The organism is Rossellomorea sedimentorum, from assembly GCF_046237645.1.
GTDB classification, from domain to species: Bacteria; Bacillota; Bacilli; order Bacillales; family Bacillaceae_B; genus Rossellomorea; species Rossellomorea sedimentorum.
On the sequence record NZ_CP143546.1, the window covers coordinates 1,415,400 to 1,440,551 of the forward strand.

At 44.1% G+C, this 25,152-nt stretch carries 20 protein-coding genes and 1 other annotated feature (1 of these 21 cut by a window edge); of the genes, 19 read left to right on the plus strand and 1 reads right to left on the minus strand.

Annotated features, from left to right (window positions below):
• Window positions 1-50: a binding site (T-box leader), on the plus strand (it extends 190 nt beyond the left edge of the window).
• A gap of 162 nt (window positions 51-212) precedes the next feature.
• From ileS to pyrE, 14 genes are all read left to right on the plus strand, one after another.
• On the plus strand, window positions 213-2,975 hold the full coding sequence (ileS, locus tag V1502_RS06925; protein WP_409253633.1) for an isoleucine--tRNA ligase: 2,763 nt from the start codon (window positions 213-215) through the stop codon (window positions 2,973-2,975).
• Window positions 2,976-3,573: 598 nt separating this feature from the next.
• Window positions 3,574-3,834, plus strand: a complete 261-nt coding sequence (locus V1502_RS06930; RefSeq protein ID WP_409253634.1) for a hypothetical protein — start codon at window positions 3,574-3,576, stop codon at window positions 3,832-3,834.
• A 342-nt stretch (window positions 3,835-4,176) separates the two neighbouring features.
• Window positions 4,177-4,671 carry a signal peptidase II gene (gene lspA / locus V1502_RS06935; RefSeq protein ID WP_409253635.1) on the plus strand — a complete coding sequence of 165 codons (495 nt, stop codon included), beginning with the start codon at window positions 4,177-4,179 and terminating at the stop codon, window positions 4,669-4,671.
• Complete coding sequence (locus V1502_RS06940; RefSeq protein ID WP_409253636.1) at window positions 4,643-5,554, plus strand: RluA family pseudouridine synthase; 912 nt, start codon at window positions 4,643-4,645, stop codon at window positions 5,552-5,554. The genes lspA and V1502_RS06940 overlap by 29 nt, the downstream gene beginning before the upstream one ends.
• A 217-nt stretch (window positions 5,555-5,771) precedes the next feature.
• Window positions 5,772-6,320: a bifunctional pyr operon transcriptional regulator/uracil phosphoribosyltransferase PyrR gene (gene pyrR / locus V1502_RS06945; RefSeq protein ID WP_409253637.1), complete on the plus strand. Its 549-nt coding sequence runs from the start codon at window positions 5,772-5,774 to the stop codon at window positions 6,318-6,320.
• Window positions 6,321-6,476: 156 nt separating this feature from the next.
• Complete coding sequence (locus tag V1502_RS06950; protein WP_409253638.1) at window positions 6,477-7,793, plus strand: solute carrier family 23 protein; 1,317 nt, start codon at window positions 6,477-6,479, stop codon at window positions 7,791-7,793.
• 195 nt (window positions 7,794-7,988) lie between these two features.
• On the plus strand, window positions 7,989-8,885 hold the full coding sequence (locus tag V1502_RS06955; protein WP_409253639.1) for an aspartate carbamoyltransferase catalytic subunit: 897 nt from the start codon (window positions 7,989-7,991) through the stop codon (window positions 8,883-8,885).
• A 1-nt stretch (window position 8,886) separates the two neighbouring features.
• Window positions 8,887-10,167, plus strand: a complete 1,281-nt coding sequence (locus V1502_RS06960; protein WP_409253640.1) for a dihydroorotase — start codon at window positions 8,887-8,889, stop codon at window positions 10,165-10,167.
• Window positions 10,167-11,258, plus strand: a complete 1,092-nt coding sequence (locus V1502_RS06965; RefSeq protein WP_409254299.1) for a carbamoyl phosphate synthase small subunit — start codon at window positions 10,167-10,169, stop codon at window positions 11,256-11,258. The genes V1502_RS06960 and V1502_RS06965 overlap by 1 nt, the downstream gene beginning before the upstream one ends.
• On the plus strand, window positions 11,251-14,463 hold the full coding sequence (gene carB / locus V1502_RS06970; protein WP_409253641.1) for a carbamoyl-phosphate synthase large subunit: 3,213 nt from the start codon (window positions 11,251-11,253) through the stop codon (window positions 14,461-14,463). Before V1502_RS06965 ends, carB begins: the two co-directional genes overlap by 8 nt.
• Window positions 14,460-15,239 carry a dihydroorotate dehydrogenase electron transfer subunit gene (locus V1502_RS06975; RefSeq protein WP_409253642.1) on the plus strand — a complete coding sequence of 260 codons (780 nt, stop codon included), beginning with the start codon at window positions 14,460-14,462 and terminating at the stop codon, window positions 15,237-15,239. The genes carB and V1502_RS06975 overlap by 4 nt, the downstream gene beginning before the upstream one ends.
• On the plus strand, window positions 15,236-16,177 hold the full coding sequence (locus tag V1502_RS06980) for a dihydroorotate dehydrogenase (RefSeq protein ID WP_409253643.1): 942 nt from the start codon (window positions 15,236-15,238) through the stop codon (window positions 16,175-16,177). Before V1502_RS06975 ends, V1502_RS06980 begins: the two co-directional genes overlap by 4 nt.
• Window positions 16,149-16,859: an orotidine-5'-phosphate decarboxylase gene (pyrF, locus tag V1502_RS06985; protein ID WP_409253644.1), complete on the plus strand. Its 711-nt coding sequence runs from the start codon at window positions 16,149-16,151 to the stop codon at window positions 16,857-16,859. Before V1502_RS06980 ends, pyrF begins: the two co-directional genes overlap by 29 nt.
• Window positions 16,856-17,479 carry an orotate phosphoribosyltransferase gene (gene pyrE, locus V1502_RS06990; protein ID WP_409253645.1) on the plus strand — a complete coding sequence of 208 codons (624 nt, stop codon included), beginning with the start codon at window positions 16,856-16,858 and terminating at the stop codon, window positions 17,477-17,479. Before pyrF ends, pyrE begins: the two co-directional genes overlap by 4 nt.
• Window positions 17,480-17,813: 334 nt before the next feature.
• Here pyrE and V1502_RS06995 read toward each other — a convergent pair whose 3' ends face one another.
• Complete coding sequence (locus tag V1502_RS06995) at window positions 17,814-19,520, minus strand: NFACT family protein (protein ID WP_409253646.1); 1,707 nt, start codon at window positions 19,518-19,520, stop codon at window positions 17,814-17,816.
• 684 nt (window positions 19,521-20,204) lie between these two features.
• On the opposite strand from V1502_RS06995, the gene V1502_RS07000 reads away from it, so the two are divergent.
• The 5 genes from V1502_RS07000 to rpoZ all read left to right on the plus strand — a co-directional run bounded on the left by V1502_RS07000 (window position 20,205) and on the right by rpoZ (window position 25,115).
• Window positions 20,205-22,883 carry a calcium-translocating P-type ATPase, SERCA-type gene (locus V1502_RS07000; protein ID WP_409253647.1) on the plus strand — a complete coding sequence of 893 codons (2,679 nt, stop codon included), beginning with the start codon at window positions 20,205-20,207 and terminating at the stop codon, window positions 22,881-22,883.
• Between the two features lie 192 nt (window positions 22,884-23,075).
• Window positions 23,076-23,951 carry a YicC/YloC family endoribonuclease gene (locus V1502_RS07005; protein WP_409253648.1) on the plus strand — a complete coding sequence of 292 codons (876 nt, stop codon included), beginning with the start codon at window positions 23,076-23,078 and terminating at the stop codon, window positions 23,949-23,951.
• A gap of 55 nt (window positions 23,952-24,006) precedes the next feature.
• Window positions 24,007-24,279 (plus strand): extracellular matrix/biofilm regulator RemA, encoded by a 273-nt coding sequence (gene remA / locus V1502_RS07010; RefSeq protein WP_006837338.1) that lies wholly within the window; start codon window positions 24,007-24,009, stop codon window positions 24,277-24,279.
• Window positions 24,279-24,893 carry a guanylate kinase gene (gene gmk, locus V1502_RS07015; protein WP_409253649.1) on the plus strand — a complete coding sequence of 205 codons (615 nt, stop codon included), beginning with the start codon at window positions 24,279-24,281 and terminating at the stop codon, window positions 24,891-24,893. The genes remA and gmk overlap by 1 nt, the downstream gene beginning before the upstream one ends.
• Complete coding sequence (gene rpoZ, locus V1502_RS07020) at window positions 24,894-25,115, plus strand: DNA-directed RNA polymerase subunit omega (RefSeq protein WP_409253650.1); 222 nt, start codon at window positions 24,894-24,896, stop codon at window positions 25,113-25,115.
• Window positions 25,116-25,152: the final 37 nt, after the last annotated feature.

A 25,152-nucleotide genomic window follows, 5' to 3' on the forward strand; every position in this document is an offset into this window, starting at 1 on the left:
TTATTTTGCCTATTAGGGTGGTACCGCGGGTTAGCTTTCTCGTCCCTTTTCAGGGATGAGAAAGCTTTTTTTATTGGTAAATTTTCTTGATGTATGTATCAAGGCTGAAGAAATCGATAACCCTGTAACAGGTATAGACTTGCGTCGCCAGGTTGTAATGAATTGTTGGAAACCAGTATTAGAATAGAGTTTCCAGACAGGAGGATATAGGAATGAATTATAAAGACACGTTATTGATGCCGAAAACAGAATTTCCGATGCGTGGAAATCTGCCTAAGCGCGAACCTGAAATGCAAGAAAAATGGAATGAGATGGATATCTATAAAAAGGTCCAGGAAAGAACAGAAGGCAGACCATTATTTATTTTGCATGATGGACCTCCATATGCAAATGGAGACCTTCATATGGGCCATGCTCTGAACAAAGTGCTGAAAGATTTCATTGTCAGATATAAATCCATGAGCGGTTATAATGCTCCTTATGTCCCAGGCTGGGATACTCATGGCCTGCCAATTGAACAGGCTTTGACAAAGAAAGGCGTAAATCGGAAAGAAATGACCGTAGCTGAATTCCGCAAGCTCTGCGAAGAGTATGCTTACGGCCAAATCGACAGCCAGCGAGCACAGTTCAAACAGCTTGGAGTGCGCGGTGACTGGGATAATCCATATATCACCATGAAGCCGGAATATGAAGCTGAACAGATTAAAGTGTTCGGTGACATGGCAAATAAAGGCTACATCTATAAAGGATTGAAGCCTGTTTATTGGAGTCCGTCCAGTGAATCAGCATTGGCGGAAGCCGAGATTGAATATAAAGATAAGCGTTCACCTTCCATTTATGTTGGTTTCCAAGTGAAAGAAGGAAATGGAGTCCTTGAAGAAGGTACACAAATCATCATTTGGACGACGACTCCTTGGACGATTCCGGCAAACCTGGCGATCACTGTCCACGCTGACCTTTCCTATGCCGTGGTAGAGGTGGAAGGCAGTAAATATGTTGTTGCTGAAGACTTACTTGAAGAAGTGACATCCGTCCTTGAATGGAACAATCCTACAGTGTTGAACACTGTAAAGGGTTCAGAGCTTGAATTGGTTAAAGCACAGCACCCGCTCTATGACAGGGAATCCCTGGTGATCCTTGGAGACCATGTTACAACTGATTCTGGTACAGGGTGTGTACACACAGCACCTGGGCATGGTGAGGATGACTATCTTGTCGGAAAGAAATACGGCCTTGAGGTCCTTTGCCCGGTAAATGATAAAGGTGTCATGACAGAAGAGGCTCCAGGATTTGAAGGATTGTTCTATGATGCAGCTAATAAGCCGATCACTGAAAAACTACAGGAAGCAGGAGCTCTGTTAAAACTTGAGTTCATTACTCACTCTTATCCGCATGACTGGCGTACAAAAAAACCGGTTATTTTCAGAGCGACACCTCAGTGGTTTGCTTCAATCGATTCTTTCAGGGATGACCTGCTGCAAGCTGTCAAAGATACGAAATGGGTGCCTGCATGGGGAGAAACCAGGCTTTATAACATGGTACGTGACAGAGGTGACTGGTGTATTTCCAGACAGCGTGCCTGGGGTGTTCCGATTCCTGTATTCTACGCGGAAAACGGCGAAGAAATCATTACTGAAGAAACCATTGCACATGTAGCAGAGCTCTTCCGTCAGCACGGGTCCAATATCTGGTTTGAAAAGAGTGCAAATGAACTCCTTCCGGAAGGATTCACACATGAAGGAAGCCCTAACGGCGAATTCACGAAAGAACAAGATATCATGGATGTTTGGTTCGATTCCGGTTCTTCTCACCAATCCGTTCTTCATCAAAGAGATGACCTGCAAAGACCTGCTGATCTTTACCTAGAGGGATCTGACCAGTACCGCGGATGGTTTAACTCCTCTCTAACTACCGGCGTGGCTGTAACAGGAAAGGCGCCATATAAAGGTGTCCTGAGTCACGGGTTCGTCAATGACGGTGAAGGCCGTAAAATGAGTAAATCCATCGGAAACATTGTCGTACCAGACAAAGTAATCAAACAGATGGGTGCAGATATCCTCCGTTTATGGGTTGCTTCTGTGGATTACCAGGCTGATGTGCGTTTATCGGATGCCATCCTGAAGCAGGTATCTGAGGTTTATCGTAAAATCAGGAACACGTATCGCTTCCTGTTAGGAAATCTGGCTGACTTCAACCCTGAAAAAGATGCGATTTCTTACGATAACTTGAGAGAAGTCGATCAATTTATGCTTGTAAAACTGAATGATTTGATCAAGAATGTTCGTTCAGCATATGAAAACTATGAATTCTCAAGCATCTATACAAGTGTAAACAATTTCTGTACGCTTGACCTGAGTTCTTTCTATCTGGATTTTGCGAAAGATGTCCTTTACATTGAAGCGGAAGACAATTACGAAAGACGTGCAATGCAGACTGTTCTTCACGAGTCCCTGATTGCCCTGACGAAATTAATGTCCCCGATCCTTTCACATACTGCTGATGAAGTATGGTCTCATATGACTTCCCAGCAAGACGAAAGTGTTCAATTGACGGATATGCCTGAGTTCCAGGAGCTGCCAAACAGTAAAGAATTGCTTTCTAAATGGGAAGCGTTCCTCAAGCTGCGGGATAATGTATTAAAAGCACTTGAAGAAGCTAGGAATGAAAAGATCATCGGGAAGTCATTGACAGCGAAAGTGACACTTTATGTCAATGATGAAACAAAGGCACTTTTGAACTCAGTCAAAGAAGACTTGAAGCAATTGTTCATCGTATCCGCGTTTGAAATCGGCGGAAGTGCAGCAGATGCACCGGAAAACGCTTTGAAACTTGAAAACAATGCAATCGTTGTTGAAAAGGCAGAAGGCGAAACATGTGACCGCTGCTGGACTGTGACAACAGAAGTCGGCCAGGATTCTGAGCACCCAACTCTATGTCCTCGCTGTACTGACGTTGTGAAAAAGCATTATTCTTAATAACATTGATAGAGGCCCTGCGAATTGTTCGCAGGGTTTTTTATTGTGATTCAATTGATTTCTCTAGGGAGGGAGATAAGCGGCAGCAGTGTTTGCGTGTTATGGCGCGGGCAGCAAATCTGCGATACAGGTGAGGGGCAACCTTTTTAGCTTGAGACAGTTTACTTTTTGAACATTCTAGTTTGATAAATCTGCCTTTAAGGTCCCAGAGACTGTTTTGTTCTAAAGGACGATAACATTTCAATTAGGGAAATAAAGTACTATAAAGGCGTTTTAAAGGACGATAACATTTCAATTAGGAAATTAAAGTACTATAGAAGCGTTTTAAAGGCTGATAATATTTCAATTAGGGAATTAAAGACCTATACAAGCGATCCAATGGACGAGGAAACTCATTTGGCAATAAAAATCCTTCGGAAAGGCACCCTCGCGACTGGTAAAAATCCCTTTTAGAAAAGGTACATTCTTCTTGAATGCTTTTAATTGGGTATTCATGCGTCAATGTGGTTTAAACAACACAACTGAAAACACGATTACTAATACTTACATATCAATATTTTCAGGAATTATCCCATACTAAAACCACGGAGGGATGTATATGGAAGAACAACTACAACAAACGATCAAGGAATTGGAAGTTTCTTTAAGAGAGCTTGAAAATGCCCGCTCGGAAAATGTTTTGGTTCAACATTACATTCAGGAAGAAAAAAAGGAGATACAAATGCTGTTGGAGAGGTATTATATGCAGTCGTCCTCTGATCAGAATATTTGTAAAGAATTGATTTCTTATTTTTGGATCGGAAGTGAAAGCAGTATCGAAAGGGATTGGGCTCCCTATACTAAGAAGTCATTATTTTAGTTTCCCGAAAGGTGAGGCAGGCTGAGAAGACTCCGCCTGACCTGCCGAAAAAGCCCGCAAAAAGCACTATTCTCACGATATAATTATGGTTTTAAATTGTGAGGATTAACCAGGGACCGACCGGTTAAACACATGGCGACAAACAGTGCTGTCTTGTACTTCAGCACGTTTATGTAAGCAACTGTGGCAAATGGGCCCTGAGTGAGCCAAAAAGCTGCCAGATTGAGATCAAAACCCCTTTAGCATGAGGATAAGTGTCCATTTGGATAACAGTGTCTTTCTCGCCACAATTATGCTAAAATGCATAAGTAATCATTTTGATTGGAGACGGAGGCTGCCCGTATGTTTTATTATCTGATTGCTTTGATTGTAGTAGCACTGGATCAGCTTACAAAGTGGCTGATTGTGCAAAATATGACAGAAGGACAGAGCATCACCGTGATAGAAAATCTGTTTTATATCACATCCCATAGGAATCAGGGAGCTGCATGGGGCATTCTGCAAGGGCAGATGTGGTTCTTCTATATAATCACAATCGGGGTCATCATCGGAATCGTATACTATCTTGAAAAGCAGGCTAAAGGAGATAAACTGTTCAGCATGAGTCTTGCATTGCTGCTTGGCGGTGCGATTGGAAATTTTATTGACAGGCTATTTAGAAAAGAAGTTGTTGATTTTCTGAATACATATATCTTTAAATATGATTTTCCAATCTTCAATATTGCTGATGCTGCTCTGACAATCGGTGTTGGTTTATTGATCATCAATATGCTGCTTGAAGAGCGAAGAGAAAAGAAGGAGAAATCATATGGAAACAATGGAACATATCGTTCGTGAAGAAGAAAAGAGTGTGAGGTTGGACAAAGTCCTGACTCAGTTGGAAGAGCAATGGTCCAGGTCACAGGTTCAGCAATGGATCAAAGATGGAAATGTAAAAGTGAATGGTTCTGAGGTAAAAACTAACTATAAATGTGCTGTTGACGACAAAATCATCATTTCCATTCCTGAACCAGAGGAACTGGATGTCGTACCTGAAGAAATGGATCTTGATATTTATTATGAAGATGCAGATGTGATTGTAGTGAACAAGCCTAGAGGAATGGTTGTTCATCCAGCTCCCGGACATCCTTCTGGAACATTAGTCAATGGCTTGATGGCACATTGTAAAGATCTATCAGGGATTAATGGTGTATTGCGCCCAGGGATTGTCCATCGGATTGATAAGGATACATCCGGGCTTTTAATGGTTGCAAAGAATGATCTTGCTCATGAAAAGCTTGTGGAGCAACTGGTGAACAAAACTGTGACAAGAAAATATAAAGCGATTGTTCATGGAATTATTCCTCATGATCATGGAACAATCGATGCGCCTCTCGGAAGGGATCCAAAGGACCGTCAAAGTATGGCGGTTGTGGACTCAGGAAGGGATGCCGTCACCCATTTCAATGTGCTTGAGAGATTTACAGCGTTTACTTACGTAGAGTGTAAATTGGAGACCGGCCGGACCCATCAAATCCGAGTCCATATGAAATACATTGGCTATCCTCTGGCAGGAGATCCAAAGTATGGGCCGAGAAAAACACTTGATTTGGACGGACAGGCCTTGCATGCAGCTACTCTTGGGTTCATTCACCCGCGAAATGGGGAATACCTTGAGTTTGAAGCAGAACCGCCGGAAGTATTTCGACAAACTCTGCAAAAGTTGCAAAATAATCGTTGACAACTAACCTCGAACAACTTATGATTGAACTAACCGAATAAGGAAACCTTTAATACAGTCCCGTGAGGCTGAGAAGGAACTTCTCATGAAAATTACACTACAGGAGTGCAGTGTAATAATTTCTAACGATAAGTATGCCCTCTCACCATAACGGTGGGAGGGATTTTTTATTGAATGGGTTATTAAAACGTTTCCTGGCTATATTAAGGACGAGGTGATGACAGTGGCTCAAAAGACAGTTGTTCTTGATCAGCCGGCAGTCAGAAGGGCTCTTACCAGAATTGCACACGAAATCATCGAGCGCAATAAAGGCATACAGGACTGTGTACTGGTTGGGATCAAGACAAGAGGAATTCATTTAGCGAAAAGACTGGCAAACCGCATAGAAGAAATAGAAGGTGCGAAAATGCCGGTGGGGGAAATTGATATCACTCTTTACAGGGATGATTTGACAGTCAAAACCGCAAATGAAGAACCGGAAGTGAAAGGATCCGACCTTCCAGTGAGTGTTACCGATAAAAAGGTGATATTAATCGATGACGTATTATTCACAGGAAGAACGGTAAGAGCAGCTCTGGATGCCCTGATGGACCTAGGAAGGCCGAGCAGTATTCAACTGGCTGTCCTTGTTGACCGGGGGCACAGAGAACTTCCTATCCGTGCTGACTTTGTCGGAAAAAACATACCGACTTCAAGTTCAGAAAAAATCGTTGTCGAACTGACTGAAGTTGATGACGAAGACCAAGTAACAATACATGACAATTAAACAGCTTTCCTTTTAAAGACAGTCCAGAGAGGCTGGCAAAGGAATCTCAATAATGTTTCACAGCATGTGAACCTTATTGCAGAACCCTCTTTGCGCCCTCTTGCAAAGAGGGTTTTTAAATAGGTTGAGGCAGAGATGAAAAGAGGAGGAAACAACATGGCAAATAACAACGAAGCAGTTTTAGATGTAAGAGACGTACCAAAGACGGGACAATGGCTGACGCTTAGCTTACAGCATTTATTCGCAATGTTCGGGGCTACTGTACTGGTACCATTCCTAGTGGAGTTAAGTCCTGCAGTTGCACTGGTATCAAGCGGTCTTGGGACGCTTGCTTACCTGTTGATCACAAAAGGAAGGATACCAGCTTATCTGGGTTCATCCTTTGCCTTCATCGCACCAATCATCGCGGCAAAAACAGTAGGTGGGCCAGGAGCAGCAATGATGGGAAGTTTTCTTGCCGGACTTGTATACGGAATAGTAGCATTGCTGATTTCACAATTCGGTTTGAAATGGTTATTGAAAATTTTGCCTCCTATCGTAGTAGGACCTGTCATAATGGTAATTGGACTGGGGCTTGCAGGCACAGCAGTCAATATGGCGATGTATGAAAATCCTGGTGCATCAGAACTTGTTTATAGTAACACGCACTTTATGGTTGCACTGGCCACTTTGGCTATAACAGTAATTGGTTCAATCTTCTTCAGAGGATTTCTTGGACTCGTTCCGATCCTGGTCGGAATTGTAGGTGGTTACGTCATTGCTTACTTTGCAGGGATAGTAGACCTGACACCGGTAAAAGAAGCAGCTTGGTTTCAGGTGCCGGACTTCATCATCCCATTTGTAAGTTATACACCGGCTTTTTCATGGGAAGTATTCTTCATCATGGTGCCTGTAGCAATTGTTACCTTGGCCGAGCATACGGGAGATCAAATGGTATTAAGTAAGGTAGCCGGAAAGAACTTCATTAAGGAGCCTGGTCTTCACCGCTCCATCTTGGGTGATGGAGTGGCAACGATTATCGCTTCATTCATTGGAGGCCCTCCCAACACCACATACGGAGAGAACATTGGGGTTCTTGCAATCACACGAGTATTCAGTGTGTTTGTAATCGGAGGAGCAGCTGTAATAGCAATCATTTTCGGATTTATCGGTAAAATTACGGCATTGATCGGAACGATACCTACAGCTGTAATGGGAGGCGTATCAATCTTGCTGTTCGGAATCATAGCATCCAGCGGGCTGCGCATGTTGATCGATAACAAAATCGACCTTGGCCAAAAACGCAACCTGATCATCTCCTCTGTCATCCTGGTCATTGGGGTAGGTGGGGCATTCATTGAAATCACTGATAGACTTTCTTTGTCCGGCATGGCGTTGGCTGCCATCGTGGGGGTTGTTCTAAACTTGGTACTGCCCGGTCAGGATCCTGTCGATGAAAATGATATGTTTAAAGGTTTAGACGAGAATAATTAAGTAATAGTTAAATAGGAGGATTAAACACCTTTTAAGAGAGGTCCAGAGAGGCTTAGAAGGGTGTTCCGATGAAGCAAAGGGAAGCTTGTACCCACCTTTAGGGGACAGGTGTACCTTTGTGGACTCAAAACACCCTGACTAAAAGGTCAGGGTGTTTTTTATTACCATTACCCTGCAGAAACAGGAGGTCACTACATGAAACACTTGTTGACAATGGCAGAACTTAATACCTCTGAGATAGAAGAAGTTTTAGCCCAGGCAGAAAGATTTAAGAATGGTGAAAATTGGACACCGGAAACTCCCAAATACATATCAAATTTATTTTTTGAAAACAGCACACGAACGAAGTGCAGCTTTGAAATGGCAGAGAGAAAACTTGGTTTGCAGGTCATTCCATTCGAAACTGGAACTTCCAGTGTTGCCAAGGGGGAAACTCTGTATGACACAGTAAAGACCTTGGAAGCAATTGGAGTGGGCGCGGTTGTCATTCGGCATGAAAAAGACCGCTACTTTGATGAATTGAAAAATCATCTCTCCATTCCCATTTTGAATGGCGGGGACGGATGCGGCAATCATCCGACACAATGCTTGCTGGACCTTATGACAATAAAAGAGGAGTTTGGTACCTTCCATGGCCTGAAAGTAAGCATTATTGGCGATATTGCTCACAGCAGAGTTGCACGTTCAAATGCGGAAGCCTTAAAGAAGCTTGGGGCAGAAGTTTATTTTTCAGGTCCGCCTGAATGGTTTCCGAAAGAGTTAATGGAGAGCGGCCAATACCTTACAGTAGACGAGGCGGTGAAAATAGGAGATGCCGTGATGCTGCTAAGGGTGCAGCATGAGAGGCATGGAAGCACTTCTGTTCTTACAACGGAAGAGTATCATCAGCAATTCGGCTTGACGGTAAAAAGGGCTAAATTAATGAAAGAACACTCTATCATTATGCACCCTGCACCGGTGAATCGCGGAGTTGAAATAGCTGATGAACTAGTTGAAAACCAACAATCAAGGATCTTCAAACAGATGGAAAATGGTGTGTATGTCAGAATGGCAGTTCTAAAGAGAGCACTTGATTACCGAGGAGGAGAATAATATGACAACTATCATAAAAAACGCAAAATGGTTAGATGAAAGCGGATCGATCTCGAAAAAAGATGTAAAGATAGTGGAAAGACATATTGCTGAAATCGGTGAAAATCTATCAGATGAAAATGCTGAAATCTTCGATGCAGATGGGCTTTTGCTCCTGCCGGGATTTGTGGATCTTCATGTACACCTTCGCGAGCCTGGCGGAGAAAAGAAGGAGACCATTGAAACAGGAACTAAAGCAGCTGCAAAAGGAGGCTTCACCACTATTGCAGCCATGCCGAACACCAGGCCTGTACCAGATAATGCAGAAACACTGCAGTGGCTGAATGAAAGAATCAAAGAAACCGGGAAGATCAGAGTGCTCCCATATGCTTCTATAACGGAACGGCAAGTGGGCCAAACCCTTACTGACTTTCCTGCCTTAAAAAAAACAGGAGCATTCGCATTTACAGATGATGGTGTAGGCGTGCAAGAAGCTGGAAAAATGTATGAGGCAATGAAAGCGGCAGCGGCGGTCGACATGGCCATTGTTGCCCACTGTGAAGATAACAGCCTGATATATGGCGGTGCTGTCCATGAGGGGAGATTTTCAAAAGAGTATGGATTTAAAGGGATTCCTTCTATCTGTGAGTCCGTCCAAATCGCCAGGGATGTCCTGCTTGCTGAAGCAGCTGATTGCCATTACCACATCTGCCATATCAGCACAAAAGAATCGGTCAGGGTAGTAAGAGACGCAAAGAAAGCAGGGATTAAAGTAACAGCAGAAGTAACACCGCACCATTTGCTGTTGACTGAGGACGATATACCTGGAGACGATGCAAATTATAAAATGAACCCTCCTCTTCGAAGCAAAGAAGACCGTGTAGCGCTCATTGAAGGACTGCTGGATGGCACAATCGATTTTATTGCGACTGATCACGCCCCGCATACAGCAGAAGAAAAATCAGAAGGGATTTCCTTGGCACCATTCGGCATAGTAGGCTTGGAAACAGCATTTCCGCTGCTCTATACAAACTTTGTAGATAAAGAAATATTCAGCCTGAACCAGCTGGTAGATTGGATGACCAAAAAACCATCCCAAACATTCAAGCTTCCATATGGCACTTTAAAGGTTGGTAGTTTAGCAGATATGACGCTGGTTGATCTTGACCAAATACATAAGATTGTTCCGGAAACATTTTTGTCCAAAGGAAGAAACACACCATTTGGCGGCTGGGAATGTAAAGGCTGGCCGAAAGCCACATTCGCAGAAGGCACTCTAATTTGGAAGGAAGGCGAATTATGATGAAAAGACAGTTGATTCTTGACGATGGCACGGTTTTCACAGGCGAGGGATTTGGAGCAGAAACAAATTCTGTCGGCGAGGTAGTTTTTAACACTGGTATGACTGGTTATCAGGAAATATTATCAGATCCGTCTTATTGCGGCCAAATCATAACCTTGACGTATCCGCTAATAGGAAACTATGGAATCAACCGGGATGATTTCGAGTCAATCTCACCGGCAATCAAAGGGTTCATTGTAAGGGAAGAAGCTGATTTCCCTTCTAATTGGAGAAGTGAAAACACATTGGACGGCCTTCTTAAAGCCAAGGGAATTCCAGGACTCTCCGGTATCGACACACGTATGTTGACGAGAAAGATCAGGGAACGCGGCACAATGAAGGGAATGATCTGTTCTGCTGATGTCGACAAAAAAGAAATCCTGCACAAATTGAGAGCAGCTGAACTTCCGGCTGACCAGGTAAAGCAGGTATCCACCAAAACAGCCTATCCAAGTCCAGGCAGGGGCTTCCGCGTCGTATTGGTCGATTTCGGTATGAAGCATGGAATTCTAAGAGAGCTCAACAAACGGGATTGCGACGTCATTGTTGTTCCGTATAACACTTCAGCACAAGAGATACAGGCGTTGAACCCTGATGGCATCATGCTTTCCAACGGGCCGGGAGATCCAAAGGATGTTCCTGAAGCGATTAAAATGATCAATGAAATCCTCGGAAAGATCCCATTGTTCGGAATCTGTCTTGGTCACCAGCTTTTTGCTCTGGCAAGCGGAGGAGACACGTTTAAAATGAAATTCGGGCACAGAGGGTCCAATCATCCAGTGAAAGACCTGGCAACAGGGAAAATTGCCCTCACATCGCAAAACCATGGATATTCAGTAGACGAAGATTCGTTAAAAGAAACAAGATTGGAAGTCACACATATCGGCTTGAATGATGGTACGGTTGAAGGGTTGAAACATCTTGATCTGCCGGCGTTCACTGTTCAGTATCACCCAGAAGCTTCTCCAGGACCTGAAGATGCAAATGGACTGTTCGATCAATTTATTACAATGATGGAAGCGGAAAAGAGAAAGGAGATTGCACATGCCTAAACGTACAGATATCAAAACAATCCTTGTTATTGGAAGCGGTCCGATTGTCATCGGCCAGGCTGCAGAATTTGACTACGCTGGCACACAAGCCTGCATCGCCTTGAAAGAAGAAGGTTATAAAGTCATCCTCGTGAACTCTAACCCGGCGACCATCATGACGGACAGCGAGATTGCCGACAAAGTGTATATAGAGCCTTTGACACTGGAATTTGTCAGCCGAATTATCCGTAAAGAACGTCCTGATGCCTTGCTTCCTACACTGGGAGGACAGACAGGACTGAATATGGCGGTTGAATTATCCAATGCAGGTGTCCTTGAAGAATGTAATGTTGAAATCCTTGGAACAAAATTATCAGCGATCGAGCAAGCCGAAGACCGTGATCTTTTCCGCAAATTAATGAACGAACTGAACGAACCGGTACCCCAGAGCGAGATCATCCGAACGGTAGAGGAGGCTTTCCAATTTGTTGAAGAAGTGGGATATCCAGTGATTGTCCGTCCTGCTTATACATTGGGAGGAACGGGCGGAGGGATCTGCCATAACCGTGCAGAGCTGATTGAAATTGTCAGCAGCGGACTAAAATACAGCCCTGTGACACAGTGCCTGCTTGAGAAAAGCATTGCCGGTTTCAAAGAAATTGAATACGAAGTGATGCGTGACAGTAATGACAGTGCCATCGTGGTATGTAACATGGAAAACTTTGATCCTGTCGGTATCCATACTGGTGACTCGATCGTGGTAGCCCCGAGCCAGACTTTGAGTGACAGAGAATATCAGATGCTCAGGAACTGCTCATTGAAAATCATCCGTGCATTGGGAATCGAAGGAGGCTGTAACGTGCAGCTTGCCCTGGATCCTGACAGCTTCCAATACTACATCATTGAGGTGAATCCTCGTGTAAGCCGCTCTTCAGCGCTTGCATCCAAAGCGACTGGGTACCCAATCGCCAAGCTTGCTGCGAAAATTGCTGTAGGATTGAATCTTGATGAAATGATGAACCCGGTTACAGGGAAAACATATGCAAGCTTTGAGCCGGCACTTGATTATATTGTGTCCAAGATTCCGCGCTGGCCGTTCGATAAGTTTGAATCAGCGAAAAGAAATCTTGGAACACAGATGAAGGCAACTGGAGAAGTCATGGCGATCGGCCGAACATTCGAAGAATCCATCTTGAAAGCAGTACGTTCACTGGAAAGCAACGTGTATCACTTGGAACTTGAGGATGCAGACAGTTTTGATGATGCTTTGATTGAAAAACGGATCAGGAAAGCCGGGGATGAAAGACTTTTCTACATTGGGGAAGCGCTGCGCCGGGGCGTGACAATTGACACCATCCATGAGTGGAGCAAAATCGATTTGTTCTTCCTTCATAAGTTGAAGAAGATTGTAGATTTTGAAGCTGTAGTATCTGACGCACCATTCAATAAAGAAATTGCCCTGAAAGCTAAGAGAATGGGCTTTGCCGATAGTACACTGGCGAAACTATGGAATGCCACTGAAAAGCAGGTCTATGACTGGAGAAAAGAACAGGAACTGGTTCCTGTTTACAAAATGGTTGATACATGCGCGGCTGAGTTCGAATCTAAAACTCCATATTTCTACGGAACATATGAGAGAGAAAATGAGTCCATCGTTACCTCGGAGAAGAGTGTAGTAGTACTTGGGTCAGGTCCGATACGAATCGGTCAGGGTGTAGAGTTTGACTATGCCACTGTACACTCGGTTTGGGCAATTAAAGAAGCAGGTTATGAAGCAATCATCGTGAACAACAACCCTGAAACAGTTTCTACAGACTTCAGTATTTCTGACAAACTCTACTTTGAGCCCCTTACGATTGAAGATGTCATGCATATCATTGATCTTGAGAAGCCGGAAGGGGTAGTGGTTCAGTTCGGCGGGCAGACAGCGATTAATCTTGCAGCACAATTAGTCGAGAGAGGCGTAAAGATTTTGGGCACTTCATTGGAGGACTTGGATCGTGCAGAGAACAGGGATAAATTTGAATATACACTTCAAAGCCTTGGTATTCCTCAGCCTGAAGGGAAAACAGCTGTTACCGTAGAAGGTGCTGTGGAAATCGCTGAGTCCATCGGTTATCCGGTGCTGGTACGCCCATCCTATGTCCTGGGCGGCCGAGCGATGGAAATTGTATACGGGCAGAGCGAACTGCTTCAATATATGAAAAATGCGGTTAAAATAAATCCGGAACACCCAGTATTGATCGACCGGTACTTGATTGGGAAGGAAATTGAGGTTGACGCAATTTCAGACGGAAAAGACGTTGTCATCCCGGGTATCATGGAACACATAGAGAGAGCGGGTGTCCACTCCGGGGACTCCATTGCCGTCTACCCGCCGCAGCAGTTGACGGAGAATCAAAAAGATCGAATCATTGAATATACAATAAAACTTGCCAGAGGATTGAATATTGTAGGGCTGCTGAACATTCAGTATGTCATTAGCAAGGATGAGGTATATGTCCTTGAAGTCAACCCGCGTTCCAGCCGTACCGTTCCTTTCTTAAGCAAAATTACGAAGGTACCGATGGCAAACCTGGCAACTAAGGTGATTTTGGGAAGCACATTGGAAGAAATGGGGTACCAGTCTGGGTTGGTTCCTGAAAAGCAAGGGGTTTATGTCAAAGTCCCAGTATTCTCATTCGCAAAACTGCGGAGGGTGGATATCACACTAGGACCTGAAATGAAATCAACCGGAGAAGTGATGGGGAAAGATTCAACGCTTGAAAAAGCCCTTTATAAAGGGATCGTAGCGGCAGGGATGCAGATGAAGGAATATGGTTCCGTATTGTTGACAGTAGCGGATAAAGATAAGGATGAAGCGATCGGCCTTGCCAAGAGATTTGTAAACATCGGCTATCATATCCTTGCCACGAAAGGGACAGCAGATGTACTGAGAACAGCAGACATTCCTGTGAAAGAAGTGGACAAAATCGGTTCTGAAGGTCCTACGCTTTTGGATGTCATTCAAAGCGGGGAAACGCAGCTGGTCATCAATACATTGACAAAAGGAAAACAGCCGCAAAGAGACGGATTCAGAATCCGGAGAGAATCGGTTGAAAATGGAATTCCTTGCTTGACATCCCTGGATACAGCTAAAGCAATTCTAAGAGTCTTTGAATCTATGACATTTTCAGCAGAAGCGATGGAAGGGTCGGAAAATACTCAAGAGGCGGTTCTTCTATGATCAAAAAAGAGCTCATGAGAATTCTTTCAAATGAAGAGATTGCTGAAAATATATTCAAGATGGTTTTGTCTGGAGACCTTGTCTCAGAATTAAATGAACCTGGCCAATTTCTTCACTTCAAAACAGGCACAGGGGTTGAACCGCTCCTGCGCCGTCCTATCAGCATTGCCGAGGTAGATAAGGAGAATAGAAGCCTTACAGTGATTTACCGGGCGGAAGGCAAAGGGACTGCACTTTTATCAGCTGAAAGGCCGGGAGCTCGTGTTGATGTCCTTGGACCTCTCGGTAACGGATTTCCGATTCATGAAGTAGATGAAGGGAAGACAGCATTGTTAGTGGGGGGCGGAATAGGAGTTCCTCCCCTCTATGAGCTGTCAAAACAGCTTGTCAGAAAGGGCATCAAGGTCATTCATGTTCTGGGTTTCCAAAGTCATGCGGCGGTTTTTTATGAAAAAGAATTCGCTGAACTTGGTCCGACGTACATTGCGACAGTGGACGGTTCGCAGGGAACTCAAGGGTTTGTAACAGATGTCATCAAAAATAAAGGATTAGGATTCGATCTGTTCTACTCTTGCGGACCAAAAGCCATGCTTGCCGCTCTGAGCAGTACTTATGGAGAAAGCAAAGGATATATTTCTCTTGAAGAACGTATGGGCTGTGGAATCGGTGCCTGCTTTGCCTGTGTATGTGAAAAGGCTGTGAATGACGGAGAGAAAAATTATGTGAAGATATGCAGTGACGGACCAGTATTTCCAGTGGGGATGGTGAAGTTATGAGTAGGTTGAAGGTTGAACTGCCTGGTTTAAGTCTGAAAAATCCAGTCATGCCGGCCTCTGGCTGCTTTGGATTCGGAAGAGAGTTTGCAGGTCTTTATGATCTCAGCAAACTCGGAGCCATCATGATCAAGGCAACGACCCTGGATACTCGGTTCGGAAATCCCACACCGCGTGTTGCTGAGACGTCATCCGGAATGCTTAATGCCATCGGGCTTCAGAATCCGGGTCTTAACAAAGTGATGTCAGAGGAACTTCCGTGGCTGGAAAGATATGATGTACCAATCATCGCCAATGTAGCCGGTTCACAGACAGAAGATTATGTAGAGGTTGCCCGGACTATCTCGACGGCTCCCAATGTAAAAGCACTTGAGCTCAATATCTCTTGCCCGAATGTCAAAACTGGGGGCATTGCTTTCGGGACAGTTCCAGAAATTGCGAAGGAACTAACGAAGAAAGTCAAGGCTGTTTCTTCAATACCTGTGTATGTAAAACTTTCCCCTAACGTTTCGAACATCGTGGATTTGGCCAAAGCAGTGGAAGAAGGCGGTGCGGACGGTTTAACGATGATCAATACCTTAATCGGGATGAGAATTGATACAAAGTCTGGGAAACCTGTCATCGCCAATGGCACAGGGGGATTATCGGGACCTGCCATCAAACCGGTCAGCATCCGCATGATCTACGAAGTCAGTCAGAAAGTCAATATCCCTATCATCGGAATGGGGGGAATTCAGACGGTGGAAGACATTATTGAATACTTTTATGCCGGGGCCAGTGCGGTGGCGGTCGGAACGGCAAACTTTGTGGACCCGTTCATCTGCCCTGACCTGATCAACGGGTTGGAAGAAAGTTTGCATGAACTGCAAGTCGATCATATTTCTGAATTGACAGGAAGGAGCTGGAGAATCCATGGAGCGGGAGCCTATAGTCGCGCTTGATTTTCCAACGTGGGAAATCAGCAAATCTTTTTTGGGGAAATTTGAAACCTCTCTTTTTGTAAAAGTGGGGATGGAACTTTATCTCCAAAATGGCCCGGTCATCATCGAAGAGTTAAAAAAGATGGACCACCGGATTTTTGTGGACTTAAAACTTCACGATATTCCCAATACTGTCGGTCAGGCAATGAAAGGTCTCGCCCAATTGGAGGTCGATTTAATTAATGTCCATGCAGCTGGCGGTATGAAAATGATGGAACGTGCCATGGAAGGATTGGTGCAGGGTACACCAACAGGTAAACAAAGACCGCGGTTAATCTCTGTTACACAGCTCACCTCTACATCTGAGGAACAAATGAAACGGGAACAACTTATAGCGGTCCCATTGATGGACTCTGTACTGCATTATGCCAATATCACCAAAGAAGCAGGATTGGATGGTGTGGTTTGTTCTCCTCACGAAGCAGCCGCAATTAAAGATGCTTGCGGGGATGGTTTTTTAAGAGTCACGCCGGGGATTCGGCTGAAAGGTGATGCGGCACAGGATCAGTCCCGTATTGCTTCACCTTCTGAGGCCAGGAATCTTGGATCTTCCGCTATAGTAGTTGGCAGAAGCATAACCGGCTCAGAGGACCCTGAAGAAGCTTATAGAAAAGTGAAAATGGAATGGGAGGGGCAAGTATGAAAAAAGAAATTGCACAGCAATTATTGAATATTGAAGCGGTGTTCCTAAAGCCGAATAATCCATTCACCTGGTCTTCAGGATGGAAATCCCCCATCTACTGTGATAATCGTTTGACAATCTCCTATCCTGAAGTGAGAAATATGATTGCGGAAGGCATTGCTGAAAATATAAAGAATCATTTTCCTGAAGTTGAGATGATTGCTGGAACAGCCACTGCGGGTATTCCTCATGCGGCATGGGTCAGCAGCCGTCTTGACCTGCCAATGTGCTACGTTCGCTCAAAGCCGAAAGCGCACGGCAAAGGAAGCCAGATTGAAGGGAAAGTTTTTGAAGGCCAAAAAGTGGTTGTAGTGGAAGACTTGATCTCCACCGGGGGGAGCTGCATCTCAGCCGTAAACGCTTTGAGAGAAGCTGGCTGTGAGGTACTCGGAGTGGCAGCGATCTTTACATACGAACTGCAAAAAGGTATTGAAAGGCTGGATGAAGCGGAAATCAAAGCCGTATCACTGTCCGACTATACTACACTTCTGGAAACAGCACATGAAAATAATTATATCGATGAAAAAGATCTAGAGGCATTGAAGAGCTGGAGGGAAGACCCGGAGAAGTGGGGAGCATAATATAGAAGGTTAAAGCGGGCATTTTTGGATGCCTGCTTTATTTTTGCAGAAGTAGTTGATATCCAATAAAGCTCCCATTAATTCAAATGATTAATGGACGTGGATTCGACTTTCCAAAAAGAGAATTGGATCATATTTTAAAGCACCATGAGATCATAAAATAAGGGAAAAAATCCCCCTTATTTTAAGTCCCTTTCTCTTCTTTAGGTGAACTAGATTTATTATGTGATTTTTATATCGATTTCACAGAAAAAAAGCAGTCCGTTTTGGACTGCTTTTACTAGTTTTGCACTCCAAAACTGAACTACTCACTTAAAAAGAGGCTTCTCAAATTTTATGCCTTTCTCATAGCCCGAACGGTATCTAGACTTGGGGTCGTATAAACCGTCTGCTGTCCATCATAAGTGACAAAACCGGGTTTGGCGCCTTTCGGCTTCTTGACATTTTTTACAAGGGTAAAGTCGACCGGAACGGAACTGGACTCACGTGCCTTACTGAAATACGAAGCTAATACTGCGGCTTCTTTAATCGTTTCTTCCGAAGGATTCTTGCTCCTGATTACGACATGTGAGCCGGGAATGTCCTTCGTGTGCAGCCAGATTTCCTCTTTGCCGGCGAGTTTATTGGTCAGGTAATCATTTTGTTTATTGTTTTTGCCGACAAGAATGGTCGTCCCATCGCTGGATAAATAGGTTTCCAGCTGAGGCTTTTCGTTGTTCTTTTTCTTCTTTTTATCATTCTTGGCTTTTATATATCCTTCTTCAGCCAGCTCTTCACGGATCTCCACAATATCTTTTGGTGACGCTGATTCAAGCTGCTGCAGTAATTGCTCTAAATATTGAATCTCTTCCTTGGCTTTTTCAATCTGCTCCTGGACAATTTTGATAGCCGTCTTTGCCTTCGTGTACTTTGAGAAGTAATGCTGGGCATTTTCGGAAGGAGTCTTCCTTGTATCAAGGTCAATCTTGATCGTACCGCCTGTTTCGTCATAATAATTGACGACCTCGATTTCATTCATTCCTCTTTCAACGGCATATAAATTTGCTGTAAGCAATTCACCATACAATTGATAGATATCTGCATTTTCAGCGTCTGCCAAGGTTTTCTCCAGTTTTCCAATTTTACTTTGGTTCTTATCCCGTTCATTACGGATCAATCGCTCAAGATCATTGCCCTGCTGTTTTACACGATCTCTTTCAGCCTTTTGATGGAAATAACGGTCAAGCAGATCACTTAGCTGGGAATAATGATGGCGTTCCCCTTTTATATGATGCAAGTCCAAAAAGTAAAATGTTTCTTTGTCTGACTGAATCAGTATAGGTTGATACTCTCTTTTTTTAACAGGTTCCAACAAATCCAGCAGTGCATGGGGCAGGCTGTTTCGATTGGCGAGCCCGGCTCTGTGAACAGCCTCCTTGGCAAAAAGCGGAGAAATACCGGAAAACGCACCGACTATCTGTTTATCCAATTTGCCACTGTTAAAATCAATGTTTCTCAGAATATCATCCCGGTCTGCTTCCAATGGATTTTTCTTCTCCTGAGGAGGTGGAAACTTATATTCATGGCCGGGGAGGACAGTCCTGTAGCTGTTTATGGAAGGCGGGATGTGCTTGATGGAGTCAAGAATCATATTCCTGCTTTTATCCACAATGACTATGTTGCTGTGCCTCCCCATGATTTCAATGATTAGTTGTTTATAGGACACATCGCCAATTTCATTACGTCCCTTTATTTCAAAGATGATGATTCTGTCTACTTCCTTTTGATACACATCTTCAATGATATATCCCTCAAGATGCTTTCTCAGAAGCATGCAGAACATTGGGGGAACAGAAGGGTTTTCATAGCTTTGTGAGGTAAGTTGTGCTCGTGCATAACTTGGGTGGGCAGACAACAGGAGTTTATGGTTCTTGCCCTGTGACCTCACTATTAAAATAACTTCATTTTTATAAGGCTGGTGAATCTTATTGATCCGTCCGCCCTTTAACATATCGCCGAGCTCTTCGCTCATGGCCTTTGTAAATAATCCATCGAATGACATTTTCTTACATCCTCTTCTGTGAAAGTTATCTATTAAAAGATTTTTTGTTATGTTGAGTGCTTTTTGCTCGATAAGGGTCCTTCGCCGTTTTACTGACTATGCTCTACGTAATTCCTTTATCTCATGCGGAATCCTTCCAGTTCGTACGCCGCTGACCGGGGCCTCTCCACTTTTTATCAATCCGGTTCCAGCGGCCAGCGACTAGCAGATTTCGGTCTCTCTCCTTGCGATAAGTCAACAAGTTCATTTCCCCGACTAATTAAAAGTAGTTCCTAGAAAAAGCCGGCTTCTGGGCTTTTTCGTTTAACAAGAACTTTACATGCAGAGTTTAATTCTTAATCCTACGGAAATGAACATCAACTCACTTCGTTCGTTGTGTTTCCTTTATCTCATGCCAGAGCCCTAAAATCTGTACGTCGCTGAACGGCCGCTTCCGCTTTTTACCAATCCAGTTCCAGCGGCCAGCGACTAGCAGATTTCGGTCTCTCTCCTTGCGATAAGTCATCATCGAATCGCTACGCTCTTCGTGATTCCTTTATCTCATGCGAGAGCCCTCCAATCTGTACGTCGCTGAACGGCCGCTTCCACTTTTTATATAATCATATCATTTTTTGGGACGAGTCTGAATAATAATGCTGTGAGAGGTGAACTTTCGGAGAAAAAATGGGAGAGTGAGTTGGTTGAATGAGATACCATGAGATGCGGCAGGAAGATCTAGAAAAGACGGTCAATACTGACTTTGCCAATGGTCTTGCAGAAGAGGAAGTTAAGAAGAGACGAAAACAGTTTGGTAATAATGAATTGCAGGAAGCAGAGAAGCAGTCTGCTTTGCTGTTGTTTTTTAGTCAGTTTAAAGATTTTATGGTAATTGTCTTACTGGCAGCCACCCTGATATCGGGTCTGCTTGGGGAATACATTGATGCCATTGCCATTATCGCCATTGTTTTGATCAATGGGTTTCTGGGTTTCTTTCAGGAGAGAAAGGCTGAGAAATCACTCAATGCATTAAAAGAACTTTCCGCCCCTCAAGTGAATGTCCTGAGGGATGGAAACTGGACGAAGCTTCCGTCTAAAGATGTGGTGCCCGGCGATATTATTAAATTTTTTAGCGGGGACCGGATAGGAGCGGATGTGAGGTTAATCAATGTTAATAACCTGGAGATAGAAGAATCTGCTTTAACTGGCGAGTCTGTTCCCGTTGCCAAACGAACCGGAGAGATTCAAGGCGATAATATCAATCTCGGTGATTTAGAAAACATGGCATTTATGGGGACGATGGTAACGCGAGGGAACGGTATGGGTGTTGTTACGGCAACAGGAATGCAAACAGCAATGGGGAAAATCGCCGATATGATCCAAACCGCAGAGACGATGACCACGCCTCTTCAACGGAGATTGGAACAGCTTGGAAAGATATTAATCACGGTCGCTTTGTTCCTTACTGCGCTTGTGGTGGGCATCGGTGTCATTCAAGGCCATGATATGTATACAATGTTTCTTGCAGGGGTTTCCTTGGCGGTGGCCGCCATACCAGAGGGGCTGCCAGCCATTGTGACAGTGGCGCTTTCCCTGGGTGTTCAGAGAATGATCAGGAGAAAGGCAATTGTAAGAAAACTGCCGGCAGTCGAGACATTGGGGTGTGCTTCCGTCATTTGTTCAGATAAGACAGGTACACTGACACAGAATAAAATGACCGTCACGCATTTGTGGAGCGGCGGGAGTACCTGGACGGTAAGCGGTACGGGCTATGATCCAGAGGGCAGCTTTTATCACCGTGAAGAAAGAGTGAGCCCTTCTTCTGAGAAATCTTTAAACCAACTGCTCACATTCGGAATGCTTTGCAACAATGCAAAAATCAATGTTAAGAATGATGAATACATTCTTGATGGAGACCCGACGGAAGGCGCCCTGCTGGTTGCCGCATTAAAAGCGGGCTTACAAAGAGAGGCACTGCTTGGGAAGTTCACGATTGAAAAGGAGTTTCCATTTGATTCTACGAGAAAAATGATGAGTATCGTAGTAAAAGATCAACAAGGAAAAAGGTTCATAGTCACTAAAGGTGCCCCGGATGTACTTGTTAATATCAGTGAGTCCATTCTTTGGAATGAAAAGCTGCAGTACCGTACCAAAGAGTTTACCGAAAAAGTTCAGGGGGCAATTCATGATCTTGCTTCCAATGCTCTGAGGACGATCGCTATCGCCTATGCGCCTTGGACATCTCCTTCGCTTCCGAAAAATGAAGAAGAGGCGGAAAGTGGATTGACTTTTATCGGCCTTCAAGGCATGATCGATCCCCCGCGGCCTGAAGTCAAACAAGCTGTAAAAGAATGCAGGCAGGCGGGCATTAAGACCGTGATGATAACCGGGGACCACGTGGTTACAGCTAAAGCCATTGCAAAGGATCTTGGAATCTTAAGGGGGCAGGACAAAGTCCTTGAAGGAGCAGACTTAAATACAATGGAAGTGGCTGACCTGGAGGAAGTAGTCGAGAAAGTTTCCGTTTTCGCACGTGTGTCACCTGAGCACAAGCTGAAGATAGTCAAAGCCCTTCAGAACAGGGGGCATGTAGTGGCAATGACAGGGGATGGGGTCAATGATGCCCCTGCTATCAAAGCCGCGGATATAGGCGTGGCGATGGGCATCACGGGTACGGATGTGGCCAAAGAAGCTTCATCTCTGATTCTGCTGGATGATAACTTTGCGACAATTAAGTCCGCTATCAATGAGGGAAGAAATATATATGAAAATATACGTAAATTTATCCGCTATCTTCTGGCTTCAAATGTAGGTGAAATCCTGGTCATGCTTTTTGCCATGATTCTTGCACTGCCCCTTCCTTTGGTACCGATTCAAATCCTTTGGGTAAACCTGGTGACGGATGGACTGCCGGCAATGGCCCTTGGACTTGATAAACCCGAAGAAGATGTCATGAAGCGGAACCCGCGGAACCCTAAAGAAGGGGTATTTGCTAGAGGACTCGGATGGAAGGTTGTATCCCGCGGCTTCTTAATTGGGATTTCAACACTTGCTGCCTTTATTCTGGCTTACAAGCAGCACCCGGACCATTTGGCGTACGCCCAGACAGTCGCTTTTGCCACCCTGGTGATGGCACAGTTGATCCACGTGTTTGACTGCCGAAGCGAAAAATCTGTTTTTGCACGTAATCCGTTTGGTAATATGTATCTGGTGTGGGCTGTTTTGTCCTCACTGCTCCTTATGATTCTGGTCATTTACTTGCCTGGCTTGCAGCCGATCTTCCATACGGTTTCAATCGAGCTTAAAGACTGGATTTTGATTGCTGGCATGAGCGCATTACCGACGTTTTTACTGGCAGGATCATTTTTTGCAGGAAAAAAACGCTAAGGTATGGTATAATCCTTTAGGTAGTAGAGTGCTTACTCTATTACCTTTTTTATTGATTCAATAATATACTGAAATAACGAGTTTCCTACAGCACCGATGCAAGACCCATTCTTCCTTGTATTTTACTTGGATGCTGTGGCTCAATAAATATGTTTTAGGCTTAAATAGCTGTAAGATAGGATGTGACTGTCAATGGTTGTGAGCATGACCGGCTTTGGAAGGGCAAAAGTGGAGTCGGAACAACATGTGGTTACGGTCGAAGTAAAGTCGGTGAATCACCGTTTTTGCGAATTAACTATTCGAACACCAAAGCAACTGGTTAAAATTGAAGATAAATTAAAGAAAAGAATGTCAGAATACATAAAGCGCGGGAAAGTCGATGCCTTCTTAACGATATCAGGGGAAGGGCTTGTCCACCGAAATATCCAGGTCGATTGGCGGCTTGCCGAGGACTATTACCGGACATTACATACTTTAAAGGAAAAGTTCTCTCTCGAAAATGAAGTCACGATCCAGGACTTGCTGAAGGATGCGGAAATCATTTCTGTTGAAGAAACCGAGGAAGACAATGACCAGCTTGAGCACCTTGTTTTACAGGCTTTTACCAAGGCGCTCGTTGACCTGAAAGAAATGAGAAACGCCGAGGGCGAAAAGCTCAAAGAAGATCTTCTTTCTCATATCAGCTTATTCAGAAAAACTTTAGCCTCTATAAATGAACATGTTCCTGATGTCCTTAAACAATATAGGGAACGGTTGGAAAAGAAGATTAAGGATTTTGCGGGGGACAATGCAGATGAATCCCGTATCTTGACGGAGGTAGCCATTTTCGCAGATAAAAGTGATATCTCAGAGGAAATCACCAGGCTGGAAAGTCACCTTACTCAATTCACAGCTTCTATCAGTCAAGAAGAACCCGTTGGCCGCAAGCTGGATTTCATTATCCAGGAAATGAACAGGGAGGTAAACACAATCGGCTCTAAAGCAAATGATGCTGCAATTGCATCTTTGGTTGTAGAAATGAAAACCTGCCTGGAGAAAATGAGAGAACAAGTGCAGAATGTGGAATGAATTGATTATTTTTGGAATGATAAGGTCAAAATAGACTATTGATTGGAGGAGCATTATGTCTATAAAGCTCATTAATATAGGATTTGGTAATATTGTATCAGCAAATCGAATCATCTCGATTGTCAGTCCGGAATCGGCCCCGATTAAAAGGCTGATACAAGATGCAAGGGACCGTGGGACCCTTGTGGACGCAACGTACGGGCGAAGAACGAGGGCGGTAATCATTACTGACAGCGACCATGTGATTCTCTCTGCTGTACAGCCGGAAACGGTTGCCGCACGCTTGACGGATAAAGATGATATTGCTGAAGAAGGGCAGGGTAAATAATGAAAGAAAAAGGGTTGCTTATTGTGCTTTCCGGACCGTCTGGAGTAGGGAAAGGCACAGTTCGTAAGGAAATATTCTCTCAGGAGGATACTCAATTTGAGTATTCCATTTCCATGACGACCCGTCTTCCAAGAGAAGGCGAAGTGGATGGAGTAGATTATTTTTTCAAGACTCGGGAAGAATTCGAAAGCTTGATTGAACAAGGAAAACTCTTGGAATATGCTGAATTTGTAGGGAACTATTACGGTACTCCTGAAGATTATGTCCGGGAAACGATCAATAATGGAAAAGATGTTTTCCTTGAAATAGAGGTTGAAGGAGCCAAACAAATCAGGGAGAAGTTCCCAGAAGGATTGTTTATCTTCCTTGCTCCCCCGAGTTTGTCTGAACTCCAAAACAGAATTACGACAAGGGGAACTGAAACCGAGGAGCTCATCTTAAACAGGATGACGACAGCACGAAAAGAAATAGAAATGATGGACTTATATGATTATGTTGTGGAAAATGATAAAGTAGAAAATGCGACTGAAAAAATCAAGTCCATTGTACAGGCTGAACATTGCCGGATTGAGCGTGTGAAACAGCGTTACCAAAAAATGTTGGAGGTAGATTGAATGTTAAACCCGTCTATAGACTCTTTAATGAAAAAAATCGATTCTAAATACTCATTGGTAAGCATTGCGGCAAAGCGTGCCCGTGGCTTGCAGGAAGATGGAAACTTCAAGCTTGATAAGTATGTCTCTGAAAAGTTTGTAGGAAAGGCATTGGAAGAGATTGAAGCAGGCAGGCTTTCCATGAAGGAAAGGGAAGCAGGAGCCGTTTATTCAGACGAATAAATGCTGACTGTGCGATTCAAAGCTGTTTATTAAAGGC